The organism is uncultured Bacteroides sp. (genome assembly GCF_958445495.1).
Taxonomy (GTDB): Bacteria; Bacteroidota; Bacteroidia; order Bacteroidales; family Bacteroidaceae; genus Bacteroides.
In genome coordinates, this window is sequence record NZ_CAUCSQ010000020.1 from 50,190 (window position 1) to 64,510 (window position 14,321).

The window sequence follows — 14,321 nt, forward strand, 5'->3', positions numbered from 1 at the left end:
CTACTTATTGATTAAATCGTTTATATCCATGTTTTCTTCTATGAAACGTTCAAGGTATTCATTATAGGATTCACCGTTATAGTACTCAAGAACTTCATTGATGTTCTCTAAGGTTATTTCATTATAATAGGGTTCACCGCCGTAAGATTCACTATTGAATTTATCAATTTCATTAATAAAAGCAGAAAGGGACATTGTTATTTTCAAACCATCAAAATACGCCTTCAGGGATTCCAGTTCTTCATTTTCTATCACAATATTCAAGCGGTATTCACCCAACAAGCAGCACCGGGCCGTATTAGCCCCGTTCTCATCCACACCACCATATCTTTGGAATCCGGAAAGGAATGAACGGTCACCTTCCATATCAATGCCGGTTACACGAAGATATTTGACGGCCACACATTTTTCAACCAGGATATTCCAAGAAATCAGTACACAATCTTCAATGAGCAATCTAGTAAGGTTAGAGACGCTTTCAAACGTTATTCCGTTATTCGATAATTTATTCAAATTACGCAACTCCAGTGTTTGAACAGTAGATGGAAGTACCAACCGGGAAAGTGGAGCACCTGAAGCAAAAGTAACACCTGCAAGTGCAGTCTTATTAGCTATGAATGTTTCCAGACGTCCATTCTCCGACAAATCCAGGTTAGTGAAAGCCGTGGACTTCAAGCCGGCCATCGCAAGATAACGCAGGTTTTTACAGCCGTTTACCAGGATTGCGTTCAAGGTTGTCTGTGTCTTTGAACAACTGACATCCAGCCGTTGAAGTCCGCGACAGGTATTAAGATTAAGCGTCTGTAGAATAGCATGGGAGACATCCGTCAAATCCAGGTTCTTGATTTTGCTCGCACCGTAGATATACTGCGGGTCGTTAACAATCAAATCCTGTTTGAACGTCAGTTCTACGGTCGAGTCCTCATCTTCTGCCAATACAGCCGACTGCGTTGTTGTACCGGACGTGTAGCCATAACCGAAATAATATCGTTCCAAGGCCGTAATCTTGAGCTTACGGTTATCGGTAGAAAATTTATAGCCAAAATAGCAAGCGAAAGAATCCTGGCGATATGTTCCGGCAACATACTGAGCGTCAAGCAAGGCAAAACGGTTCTTTATCATAAAGGTCCTGTGAGCGTAGCGGCTTCCCTGCATGGCATACAGATAGTCATAGAACTTGGCTCCTTCAAGGGTTTCAACGCCTTCAATCAGGGGGGTGATGTATTTAAACTCACCGTCTTTATTGTAGATCCGTTCACACCAGTTACCCATCATTTTGACATTGAACATTTCCAGGACTTCTTCTGTACTCATATTGCTACGAATCACTCCGGCAACCTCCATCAATTTCTCCTTTAGTCCGGTACGTACCAAATCCCAAAGGACACTATCATGTCCGGCAAATGCATACGAACCGATAGAATCGTCAAACGTTTCATGCGTGATGATATAACCGTATTTCAGGACAGAATCATTACGGACTCCCAACAGGGTATCCATATCATACGGTAAAATGTACCAGCGAAGACCATCCCAGGTGCTGAACATCATGTTCTTTGCCCGGCTATCGACACCCATGAGGTAATCAGTTATCAGATACCAGCCACACAGGAAATTGACATCAAAGTAATCGGTGACCTCTGCCGCGAATTTTGCAGGATTACCCTTACAGGATTGCACCCATTCCCATAAACGCCTTACGGCCGCTTTGTCTTCCTCATCAGCATCCTCCCACTCCCTGTCCGGCTTGAATCTAAATTCAAGTCCTTCTGCAAAATTTTCGGCGGTAATGTTGGAAGTGCCGAAAAGACAAAGCGGATGGGAGTTATTCAAGAACTCAAGACAAATACACTTGTTACGGGTTTCTCCCAGGGTGGCAGCATCATTGAAGCCTTCAATTCCCTCGAATCCGTAAACTATATGCGAATCCGATTTCTCATTATTAAAGTTATACTTGCCGTAATAGGCTTCATTGCAGAACAGGTCAAACGGTTCGCCATCCACTCCGATACGGACGTCATACGGTCCGGTATATGCTGCCTGGGGCGGTGTGAGGAAACCGCACTTGCGCCAAACGTCACAAACGAGACGGACGGCTCCGGTATTGTGGGTGGAGGATGAATCGGAGAAGTCAGCTTTGAAACAGAAAATGCTGACTGGCCGTGCGCCCGGTTTGAAAGAATACGTCAGGTCTGGTACATTAACCCCGTTAACTTCAAGGGTAGTACCGTATTTCCCGGAACGTTCAAAGTAAATCCTGTAATTCTTACGAGGATATGTGGTAGAGGACGTACCCTGTATCCGAAGCCCCGCATTACGAAGAATGAAATCATATTCCTTTCCATACTTGGAATAGAAATAGACATGGACGGGCACTTCAAATTTCTTATTGTTGGTTGCATTAACGAGATCAACATCGCCCACGATGAGCATCACGCTCTTGCCTTGAGCACGCAGTTTTTCAATATCCACATCCGTGCCTTCATCATTCATCACATCGTTTTTCCGAAACAATGTGACCATTTCCTCAGCAGTCGGACGGTCAACGAAGTAGTTGGTCAGTTCCTCATCATCAGTCAGGGAACGCTTGTAAACGCGAAGATTCTTCAAGTCTACATCCGCAGCATCCGAATGGACCGTTATGGTAGCAGCTTCTTCCTGGCGGAAACTTTCGGTTGCCGCATACTGCTTACCACCGCATCTGATTCCGTTGACATACAACTCCAACAGACGTTTGGGCGATTTTGGATTAATGACGAAAGCTATCTTCAAATCCAGGTCAGAGGCAAACAGGGTACTGACTTCGGAGCCGCCGGAAGCAAGCATCCTCGCTTCCTGAGTTGTTACCTGGAAACCAATTCCTCCCGACATACAAGAGAGGATAATGCCGTTACGGTCTGTCACGTTGGAACATTTCAGTTCAAATTCATAAGTAGCGCCGTTGGTCGTGGCATCGGTAGAAAACGGTCTATAGTCAATGTCGATGGATGCGCCGTTGGTCAGTTTCAAGGTATCCCCGGTCCAACCGTTTGACTTCCAGTCAAAGCCCGTAAAGCTCGTTTCTACATTTTCATAGCTCCAGGATGCCGGATTCCCTTCGGTATTGCTACGTCCTGAAGCTATTAACTTCAAGGTCAGGTCAGCCGTTATTTCTTCTATGTCAATGGATGATTTGGCTACGTCAATGCAGAACGGATATTCCGTTTCACCGCACATAAACTTCATGTCAATCCGTTCCTGTTCCGTGAAGCGATTTGAGTACATCTGGATGGTACGCGGAACACTGACAGTCTGGCTTAGTTTATCATTCCGGTACACGGTCAAATCAACCGGGGTCCTTTCCTGGGCATAAGCTATAAAGTCAAATTGCAGTTTCTCATACTGACCAACCACGATATGCGGATTCAGATGTTCCGTTTCATCAAAGATGCGCCCGTCAGGGAAGCGGAACCGGGCTCCGATATGAGTTTTTTCCGAACCCGCCTTAAATATATCGAAGTAAATACTTTCCGACTGAATCGTCAGCTCACCGGATGCCTGAAGTTCCGCAACCATTTGCACCGTGTGCCGACCGGGAAGAAGCCCGGTCATTGATATACTGAAGCTGCCATTTGTCTGACCGGACTTAGTGACGGCCTTATTGTCCTTCTCCACTCCGTCCAGGTACATTGTCACCATCTTGCTTCCTGTTCCGGACACGGTAAAAGGAATAGATGCCGTAGAGCCGGGGGCATAACCTGATATGGGAGAAGCAATGTTGTAACTGGAAGTAAGAGACAGTGTAATAACCTTGACCGAAGAAAAGGACTGCTTTGTCTGTTTCTTCCCCTCAAGGTCAGTGACGACGGCACGCACATAAATTTCCGTAGTACCTAACAACAGATACTTGGACAAGTCAAGGGTATATGTGCCGGATAAAACATCATTGGTTGTTTGGGAATAGACAGTTTGTGAACCACGATTCATCGTAATCGTGATATCAGCCTTTTGTCCGGTAGACATGCCTTTATCATCACCGGAAGCGTATTGATGATCGTATGAATATGAAAGGACAGCGGAACCGCCCTCCTTTAGGATGGGATTGTCAACGGATGAAGTCAGGGCTATTTTTGTCGTATTGCCCGTTTCTTCGCCGCCACCACCTTTTCCGGCGGGTATGGTAAACTCCGTCACATTCTCCCCTGCCTTGTTTTTTAATGCAACAGTTACAGTGTTGTCGTCATTCTCCGTCACATCGCTGGCAAACAGGGAGCTTCCTTCTATTTCCTTGAATTTTGCCGTAACAGGAGCGTTCTGAATTGCGTTGGTTGATTCTTCATCCAGGGTGGCGTCCGTTTCCTGCCGTTCTATCTCCAGATTGACTTTCCCCGTTTCATCAGGTACAAGAGACTCACCATTCACAGACACGCCTTTGATTGCATCACCACCGCCATGACGCTCCCAACTTGCAGGAGTGAGGAAAGTGGAAATGTCAGTTCCGGAAAAGCGGTAATCTTCCCAGGTACCGGAGGATATTTCAAATGTGATAATAAGTCCGGGCTTTTTGTCGTCCGGAATCCCGGCTGTCTCCAAAGCTGCGACAGCTGTCGCTAAAGTATAGTAACCGCCCTCAAGCGGATGGAGTTTAGTTACATCGTAAAAACCACTGCCGGAACCACCGCTATCCTTTAATCTATCTAGTGTCTGTTTATCTTCTGCTGACATGACACCCGCTTTTTCCAGGGTAACCATCGGCAAAACAAGACGCCCGGTTTCCACTTTGCCCGTATCCTTATCCTTAACCTGGTATTCAATCAAGAAACCTGCAGCAGACACATTTGTCACCAAAGAACCTGGAAGCATAAGAGGAGAAGGAATGTTATCTATGACTTTTTCAATGTCCTTACCTCTGTCACCTGGAAAAGCATCTGTTGCATCGTCGCCCAGTCCTAAAGATTCGGGCAAATTCTCTGACGGAACTTTACCATCACCATCCAACGGAGCAATACCTTCCGGTTTGCCTATTTTTTCCCAAAAATCATTAATCACTGAAGTCCATTTATCCCATGTAACACTTCCATTGGAAACAATACCAATTCGAGAGATTGTACAAACAGTACCTAAATAGATTCCGTTTGTATCATCTTTCATTGTAGCAAGTTGTATGCAGGAAGTGAACGATTGACAAACCTTATCAAGTTCCAGTCGTTCAACCTGAATATTGACAGGAATCTTAGACGAATCAATATTCAATACACACCGGTAGTTACCAATAGATGAATCACCGGTATATAATGTTTTTAGTTTCTCCTTAAAACTACCAATAGAAGTAAAGGTACCAATACTCTTAAATGGATCGGTCAAAGCACTGGATTTATCCGAAACGCCTGTTATGCGTTTCAATAACTCAGTGTCCCCATCCGATAAATCTTTTGCAATCTTATTGATACTTTCCACCAATGTATCAAAATCGCCATCAACCATCCCGGCTATGGTACTAGAAAGTAAATCAATAGATATTTTCCGACCGCCACTAACCTCAACATACATATCTTTAGAAAGTTCTGTTGTATCAGTTAATTGCTCTATTGTAAGACTGTTTGTCTTTAATGCTTGCAGTATAAGACTAACAATTTGCCGTTTCTCCGATTCTGTCATTTTATTGTAATTTATTGTTTAACATATATCATTTAGTATAAGTAAGTTTGATATTCAACGGATTATCAGCAACAATTGCAGTTACAGCGGGCGGAACATTTTGAAGATATATAGCAAATGACCTATTATTCGTAACACTAGCTTTAGATATAGGATTAAGCGTGATTGAACCATCTGTTGCAGCCGTGTTATCAGCGCTATTTATAAGAGGGACGGCTATTCCATTAACAGGATGCGTATCTACAATTAAATCCACACGTAGCTCTAATGTGTATTTTTCCAAACCTAAAGCAGTGGTTAAATTATCAAGTCCTGCTATAATTAATTGACTGGCCCCTGTATTACGGTCAAGATATGTATCAGAGATAGCATTACCCGCAATTCTACATAACATCCAATAACTATCACCCCGACTGCTATTTTTATTTATGTTACTCAACTCAAGTATGTTATAGTCAATAAGTGTCGTACCATCAGCAATATAATCACTATCCTCAAGATTAACATAAATGTCTTGGGGCGGATTTGGAATCTTATATTTTTCATTTTCAAATCCAAGTTTTAGGCTACGCAATTCCCTATCATTTGCTATGACTCTATAATTATCATTATAAATTCTTCTCATAGATACCTGATTATTCCATTCCAAAGTAGGATTCATCGTTTTCACCTTCTGCAACATCTGATTAAAAACAAAGCTCTTTAATCCCTCTATTTGTTGGTTGAGTTCAGGAACGTTACCTTCTTTCCTAGCATATCTAACCCCATCAAAATAGATATAATTGCAACATAAAACACGATTAAATAACTCGGCAAACCATACAGGGCATCCCATAGCATTTCCTAAAGTGAATAGCATTGTTGTATATTCATGACTGAACAACTCGACAATATCCTCCTCAGAAGTCATGAACTGTTCATTATCTACACCAAACGTCCAACCGCTATCCTTGAAACCGCCAGGAACACGCAAATCAAAGAAATATTGCATCCCATCTATCCACCAAACAGTATCAAGACGCTGCTTATTGTCTTTCATCGAATACTGAATAAGAGTTGTTTCGAAAAGTTCGCGTTCATCATCTGTAATCTTAAATATCTCACTGATTTTTCCATTTACAGCGACATTGTAGTATCCACATGGAAGCAATGATATATTATAGAAATAGATAATCTTATCATCATTCATCTGCCATGAACTTAATATAATGGAGGTAGATGCGTCATTTAGAAGATTATTAATATAAACAACAGGCTCCTGCTCGTCCGGACTAGAAACCAGTTCAATAAAAATGCGATCTGTACGGGCAAATAATTGTACATATTTACTCTTTGCACCAAATTTATCGGTAGACGGAGAAAAAAACAGCGGTGTAAATGGACTTATAATCATATTCTAAGCTTTTGATATTGAACGGACAAATAAATCATACTTCACTCCATCGTTTCTCTCAATCACACTGCTCACCTCTTTGATGTAGCCCTCGTAGACCAAGCCATCTTTTTGTATTTTAATCGTTTTATCATCAGTTTGAGGGATATCCTCATCAAAGGTTGTGAAAGAGACATCCCCGCAGGTAACTATACATTCGTTAAGTATATAATCATCAGTCAATTTTACACCATTGACAACTATATCACTATTCCCATCCGAAGAAGCATAATGTAGTGAATTCGCAAACATGCCAATATACTTAGCATTAGCACTAAGCATTGCTTTTTGCCAATACATTACATTAAACATTGCGTCAGGATTTAACACACCCGAAATCTTCCAGCCGGCATTCCGTATCAACACATATTCAGCCTTCCCAGTAATCTTGTTGTAAGCAATCATAGCTCCAACGATAAACACATCGTTGTCACTTTCATTATCTGTTGTACTACTGTCTCTCTTCTGTGATACGATTTCCAAACCATAGGCATCCGCACGATAAGGACTCACTAATTCAAGCGTATTATCTGTTACTTCTAAGCCGGTAGTATACTCAACAGTAAACCGAAATTCATCACGGCCATTCAAACATTCATAATCAACCTTATCATAGCCTACTTTAACACATGCATATATCCTTGAAGCATCTATTTTAAATTGAAAATCAGCGATATTACCTGATATATCTTTATTATTATTTGAAGTAAACAAGCTGTCACGATGGACAAAACCAACGGTGTTCCCCTCAATCTTCTGAACAAAGCCGAAACAGGCTTCCATCCAATCTGAAAATTTTGTATAAGAGGTGTACAACTTTGCAGAAAATATACCACGAATACTTTCGGCAGCCAATATAATACAGTTGTCTAGCCTACTATCAACACCGGAAGCAATCTTACCTATAATATTGTCCTTACCATCATTCATGCTTTTAAGCAAATTATTCAAAACTGTTATAGGTTTTATTACATCTATGTTTATAGGTGACGCAATAGAAGTCCACTTAATCTTTAATGAAAATTTGGCAAAGTAAACCTTACCTTGCCCGGTGACCTTCATATTACCTATCGGATCATATATTACAAACTGCAAACCTTCACCATCCTGAAGGTCTATTTCATAGATATCCCGATACTGTTCAGGCTTATAAGTTTCTTTCTCTGTCGTATGTTTAACTCCTGAATAATCAGAATTTATCCAACTAGCAATAGTAGAAGCATTACCACTCGCATTAATCTTTGCAAGCGTCAACATGACATCTCCTCTTCCTAGATAAAAATCAAATTCAGGAGTTATGTATAGCTTAACTGATTTATGCGCTCTCAAAAATGCAGGCAAAGAGGCATTTAAGGTCACAGAGTTTATTTCAACTGGACTATCCGATTTAGGTATGTCTTTTTCCACTACTTCCAATGGGAAAGACTGATATACTGTTTTACCAGTAATATCTCTTACGAAATCAACATATTGCCCCCCATCTTCCAATGAATATCCGCCACATATATAGTTAGCATAATAGTTAAAGGGAAGCCTATCATAGTAGAGTTGAGCAGTTTCTTTCAATTCTTCAACTAAATATTCATATTGTGTACCTTTATTGGCCTTTATGATATTAGCGATACTATTATCAATTGAATTAATTGAAATCGCATTTCCATCATAAGTCAATGAACCAAAATCCAACATACAACTGAAGAGTTCTTCATAAGTATGAGAGTTGGTTATCGTATAGACAGTAATACTAGCTTTTGAAGCAAGATATTTGCTTAAATATTCATCCAGTAGAAGATTATAGGCTTCATTAACGAGTTGGAATTTAGAAGTAAAAGTTCTAGTTATTCCTTCCAGTCCTGAACGTTTACGGGAAAACTTGATTTCCTCCCAATTCTGAATACAAGATTTGGGGATATCATAGGAAATACTATCAACGGTAAGTACATATTTACAAAGCATTTTAACTCAGTTTGAACGTTCACGAGCAAATATATAGAAAAAGCCAACCGGTTTCCCGATTGGCTAATTTCTTGAAAATCACACTTTGCAAAAACAGATCGTAACTATTTGTCTTTCAATACAATTTCTATTCCCAGGAATAAAAACGACTTTTCAATATTCTCCAAACTAATCTTACCTTTTCCTTTCAGGAAAGCATTCAAAGGACTTTTGCTAATGCCTAAATGATTAGCTAACTCAACCTGTTTTATTCCTTTTTTTTTGAGGGACTCTAGTATTGCTTCACGTATCATAAATAGTATTTTGAGACAAATATATGATTCTTGAACGACAATTCGCCCCAAAATGGGGCAAATATGTCTAACCTCTTTCAGATTTTTGTTTCCAAAGGCATATTCTCAAAGGGTTCGCATCGAAAACTAAGCCATGCGCATTTATATCTTCATTAAGAATTAAGTTTTTCGATTCTTAAAATCGTAAAGCTCACGTCCTAAATCACGGAGAATATTTACCCTGTTGAAACACATTTTTCCAACTACTTGCTGCATAATTTTTTGCCATAATATTATATTTTTTAATTAAATACTTTTATATTTGCCCTACGTGGCTAAATGGTACGTATTTACGTTAAGGTTCAAATCCTTGCTACATTTAATTATTGCAAATTAAAGACATATAATTATGAAAAAGACTTTGACAAGAATTTGTCGGTCGATATCAGAATATATATCAATATTTTTCAGAAACTCTCAGAATAAAAGACCGGCAATAATTAAAGATAAATTAGGTCTCAAACTCAACCTTGGTTTATTTCAATGTGAGTGGAGTAGAGAATGGAAGTATAGTTTAAGTGGAAAAAACAACACTTTATGTGGAGATGCAGGTTCGAAACCTGCTCTCCATTCTTTTTTATCCACATCTATCTTTTTCTCATATCTGAATTAATTATGAGTGTTACTGGTGAACTTGACATAAAGACTGATTAAGCATATAGTTTAACTCTAATCAAAAGAAGTATAATAACGAGGAAACATTTTATAAAAATTCTGTTGTCCTAAGAAAAGACCAAATTCCGATAAAGTGTAATGTTCCGTTCTATTTAGGAAATTTACGGATTCAAACATAGCGTGAACTCTATTATCTAATGATTTATTGTAATTTCTTAAATCTTCTACTGTACTACAATTGTTGACGTATAAATCATACATATTTTTCCTGTATTTTTTCGATATTTTATTAACATCCAAACGAAGAATAAATTCATTTCGTGTATTTATTCTTACATTACCAGGTTGTATTTCACTGGTACATATTAAATTATGCTCTTCCAACTCTTTTTTTAAAGCTGAATCTATATCAGATATTTTAAATCCTTTGTTAAAAATACCTCCAAAGCAAATTAATATTTCTTCTTCTACTAATGAAGAAGAACTTTCTGCATACGTAATACAGCCGGTATGTTTTAACAGTGCAAGAAAATAGACATCGTTTACATTGAAAAGAGAAGTTTCCTTAGGATAAAGTGGATAATTCTTAGCCAACATAGTTATACATTCGTCATATTCTGCTATACAAGTAAAAGTTACCAGACCACTATATATAAAAAATAAGGACGTCAGGAATTGTAAATGTTGTATTCTTATTTTAGGAGTTATTCTTATAGCATCATCAATAAGAATTTGGGTAAAAGTATGCTCGGAAACTTTAATTCTAGCAATAAGCAAATCTATTAATCTTTGCTTTAAATCAGAATCTCCACTTTTTGCATATTCTTTATAAACAGTATTTAAAATCAATTGGATAGCGGGTTCATTAAATCTTTTGAACGATTCAGGGCTATCATGTTGTATTCTAAGTAATGATTCATCGACGATTTCTTGAACACGCTTTTCAAATATATTTTGGGCTTCCCCATATAATATGGAAAATTCATTTCTAACAGTAGCAAGGGCTATCTCTTTGGCCTGGCTTTCTGTAATTCCTGAATAATAATCACCATTCACTTGAATAACAGTAGTATTTGTATTATTATTTGCATTTTGCTTAGTGTCTTTCATAATGCCCTCCTACCTGTGTAATTTTAGATTGTTTATTAGAATTAGCTTCCTGATGCATTGTTGTTTTTTTCTTTCTCGACAATACTTTCTTTATTATAAATCCCAAAAGACTTACGCCTATTCCAGAAAAAAGCCACCCAGCATTATTTCTACAAAATGAAAAAATAATAGTTATCAAATCTTGAGCTTCCATTTTTATTTATGTTTAATCAATACATAATAAGTTCCTACTAGAGAAAACGTTCAAATATATCACTTTAATTTTATTGAACAAAATAAAAATAAAGTGGTATATTGGACTGTTTTTTTAATTTTTTTCCAAAACTCGCCTTCCTCCGGCTGTTACATAAAAAGTATCAAAATCGAGTTTCTCAACTTCTTCTTGTAATGAAAGCCGGAGAAACGCCTAATACATATTTATCTGCTGTTTTGCCACATTCCTTATTATGTATTCCTCAATACGTACATCCATCTCCTTTACCACTTCCTGTAAGATGCTAATACATTCATCAAATGGATATTCGGCTAACAGATCGTCGATATTTTGAATGATATCATTAGCTGCAATACTATTACTCATTTATTCTGTTATTAGGTATTTCCAAAATGGAAAACTCTAATTTATTTTAAAAATTAGGATTCTCTAAAGTTTCAGTGAGTTCCTCTTCAGTAATGCTCTCGCAGATGTTTGAATCATCAATGTAAACATTATATCCAGTCTCATTGCGAGAGACTTCCAATACACGAATTTCACCAGTTGGTGATTCCACTCTATAAATTGTTCTCATATTTTCTGAAATTAAAGGGTTAGAACATACTGCCATCACACACAATAGCGTCACCGGCTATATAATCATCGGGAAAAATTGCACTATTCATTAGTGCAATTCGGGTAGCCTCAACATTCAACTCAAAGTGGAATTTACCCTCCTCATTCATTATCATTATTTTATTAAGGCAAATATCAATGACTTGAACATAGCCATTTACTAAACTCTGCGCTTCTTTTAGGGTAAAGCAGTTCCCATTCACCGGAGAAATCTCAACTGTTTCTCCGGTAACTTTTAACAAAGTGGCTTTCATATGTTTACTCTTCTGTGGTTAATGTCAGGCAGATACTTTCAAGCATATCTCCCTTTTGCTTTTCCAGTTCAATACGGCTTGTTAGCTGCTGTAATTGTTGAGAAAGCATTTTTATATTCCCCATATTGCTCACTTGATTAGTATGAGTGTTGAGGCTGTTATGTGTATCACCTATGAGCTGATTAGCTTGTGCTATGAGGGTAGCAAGCTCTTACCTGCTATCCTCTTTTCTCTTTGAGTAGTATTCTAATGGAGTCATATCAATACACGGTTACAAGGTTCTCAATTTTAAAGCTTCTAAACTCCTGCTTATCAACATCGAAGTAAGAGAAAGTCTCATAAGAAGGCTTTGTCATACGTTTACCCTTGTTTGTTACACCTACAGACACATTTTTAAGAGTACCGATAGCGTAGCGAATATTGCCATTCACTTTCTCATAGGCGAATTTAACTTCACCACTTCTCATTCTTTTAGCAAGTCTGTAAAGCTCCCACGCTTTTAGCAAACAATATTTCCAACTCTTTTTTGTTATTGAAAGGAGATGATGAGCATACTTCATCACTCTAGCTCTAAAATTTGTTTTTGTTTCCATAATTCTCTTTTTTGGGTTTGACTTTTATGTTATTTGGTACTGCAAATATAGCCAAAAGTTACGTTATTACATAACTTTTCAAAAGTTATTTTTCTTCTGAGACCTTTTTAAAACGTTATTTAACTCATTAATAACTAATCTCTTGAAGCAAGAACTTCCGACCGGAAGAAATACGACTCCTAACAGTGCCAACCGGTATGTTTAAGATTTCACTTATCTCATCATAAGAATATCCTTCAGCATAATACATTACACTGTCCATACAACACGTCTTCTGCGCACATCGACTAATAGCTAATAGCAGTTCATTAAACAATATGGATTCATAAGTATTATCAAGTGATATACTTTCCTTAACTGAATCATATCCGATAAAGTGAATAAGGGAGTTTCGATTATAGCGAGTTATGTAAGTATTCTGCATGACAGCAATACACCAGGGTTTCATTGGTTTAGAACAATCAAACTTATCTTGGTTCTGAAGTATCTTATATACTGTGTCACCAGCCAAATCCTCAGCATCCTGAATAGATGAACAAAACCTTTTAGCTACACGAAATATCCAGGGATATATCTCTAATAAAGACTGTTCAAAACTCATTATTGACCCTCCTGATTATGTGTAAATTATTCCCATTAAGACATTGCTCAACGTATTTCCGATGAATAACACTCTGTTCATACATCTCTTGAGCAATGCGCTCTACTGAATCAATAAGAGTATCTACCTCTCTAGGGGGCAAAGAGGTGATTAGATTTTTCACTTCGGATAATTGTAGGTTTATCCGGTCACACTTGTTTTCTAGTGTTCGCAGTTTTAACAATAAATTACAGTATAAATATTGATTTATACAACATGCTCCGTTCTTTTTATTCATATAAAAGTCGTTTGTGATTCTAAAAAGGAATTACTAACGACTGCATAAAAAATTCGTTGCAATTAAATATTAATTGAATTAATACGAATATATAACAATTTACTATACCTGTCTTTTTCGAATTAATATATCAATCTCTGTTTGGTGAACTATGTTTGCATATACAGCAGCATTAATTATCCGGGAATCAATATTCATTTTAAAGTAAGTCATAAGAAAGGCTATTTCAGTATCAAATGAAGAACGGATTTGTTCAGGAGTAGCCCTTTCATCTTCTCCCTCTTCTTTCCGTCTCTCTTCGTTCCTCTTTTGCTCGAAGATGGCAGAACGAAGCATATTATCTATTTTAAATATTAGCTGTTCTTCGGACATATTCCGGGTATCTACATCAAACAGTTTTAGAACTTCACGAACATCATCAAAGCAATTTATAGAAATGAGGGTTTGACAAATGCGAAGGCTTAATAACCGGGCGCGCTCCTTTACCAAATCTTCTTTATCAAGTACAAGAGCTTTCATACCGGAAGGATTAACAATGTTCCTGTAATCTACAATCAACTTTGTGGCTCTCTCCTTAAGTTCTTCTTTGGTTGCCTCTTCGCCATTAAATAGTAAACAATTATAGTTTCCACAGGACAACTCTATAAAATCATTCAGTGGTATTTGGTTTAACCTCTCTATCATA

Annotated in this window: 12 protein-coding genes; all 12 read right to left on the reverse strand. The window is 38.0% G+C overall.

Going from position 1 to position 14,321, the window contains the following annotated elements; all coding sequences use genetic code 11:
- Window positions 1–5,529, reverse strand: a complete 5,529-nt coding sequence (locus Q5076_RS08855) for a CotH kinase family protein (protein ID WP_303012550.1) — start codon at window positions 5,527–5,529, stop codon at window positions 1–3.
- A gap of 136 nt (window positions 5,530–5,665) precedes the next feature.
- On the reverse strand, window positions 5,666–7,030 hold the full coding sequence (locus Q5076_RS08860; RefSeq protein ID WP_303012551.1) for a hypothetical protein: 1,365 nt from the start codon (window positions 7,028–7,030) through the stop codon (window positions 5,666–5,668).
- A 3-nt stretch (window positions 7,031–7,033) separates the two neighbouring features.
- A complete protein-coding gene (locus Q5076_RS08865) occupies window positions 7,034–9,025 on the reverse strand; it encodes a hypothetical protein (RefSeq protein ID WP_303012553.1) in 1,992 nt (663 codons plus the stop codon).
- 104 nt (window positions 9,026–9,129) lie between these two features.
- Entirely contained in the window at window positions 9,130–9,318 is a 189-nt protein-coding gene (locus tag Q5076_RS08870) for a helix-turn-helix transcriptional regulator (protein WP_303012555.1), read from the reverse strand.
- Between the two features lie 708 nt (window positions 9,319–10,026).
- On the reverse strand, window positions 10,027–11,082 hold the full coding sequence (locus tag Q5076_RS08875; protein ID WP_303012557.1) for an LPO_1073/Vpar_1526 family protein: 1,056 nt from the start codon (window positions 11,080–11,082) through the stop codon (window positions 10,027–10,029).
- Entirely contained in the window at window positions 11,069–11,275 is a 207-nt protein-coding gene (locus tag Q5076_RS08880; protein ID WP_303012559.1) for a hypothetical protein, read from the reverse strand. The genes Q5076_RS08875 and Q5076_RS08880 overlap by 14 nt, the downstream gene beginning before the upstream one ends.
- A 213-nt stretch (window positions 11,276–11,488) precedes the next feature.
- Window positions 11,489–11,662, reverse strand: a complete 174-nt coding sequence (locus Q5076_RS08885; protein WP_303012561.1) for a hypothetical protein — start codon at window positions 11,660–11,662, stop codon at window positions 11,489–11,491.
- Between the two features lie 46 nt (window positions 11,663–11,708).
- Complete coding sequence (locus Q5076_RS08890; protein WP_303012563.1) at window positions 11,709–11,870, reverse strand: hypothetical protein; 162 nt, start codon at window positions 11,868–11,870, stop codon at window positions 11,709–11,711.
- 19 nt (window positions 11,871–11,889) lie between these two features.
- Window positions 11,890–12,165: a hypothetical protein gene (locus Q5076_RS08895; RefSeq protein ID WP_303012565.1), complete on the reverse strand. Its 276-nt coding sequence runs from the start codon at window positions 12,163–12,165 to the stop codon at window positions 11,890–11,892.
- A 260-nt stretch (window positions 12,166–12,425) separates the two neighbouring features.
- Window positions 12,426–12,758 carry an SH3 beta-barrel fold-containing protein gene (locus tag Q5076_RS08900; RefSeq protein ID WP_303012568.1) on the reverse strand — a complete coding sequence of 111 codons (333 nt, stop codon included), beginning with the start codon at window positions 12,756–12,758 and terminating at the stop codon, window positions 12,426–12,428.
- 127 nt (window positions 12,759–12,885) lie between these two features.
- Complete coding sequence (locus Q5076_RS08905; RefSeq protein WP_303012570.1) at window positions 12,886–13,359, reverse strand: RNA polymerase sigma factor; 474 nt, start codon at window positions 13,357–13,359, stop codon at window positions 12,886–12,888.
- 379 nt (window positions 13,360–13,738) lie between these two features.
- Window positions 13,739–14,320, reverse strand: coding sequence for a hypothetical protein (locus Q5076_RS08910; RefSeq protein ID WP_303012572.1), 582 nt, complete (start codon window positions 14,318–14,320; stop codon window positions 13,739–13,741).
- Window position 14,321: the final 1 nt, after the last annotated feature.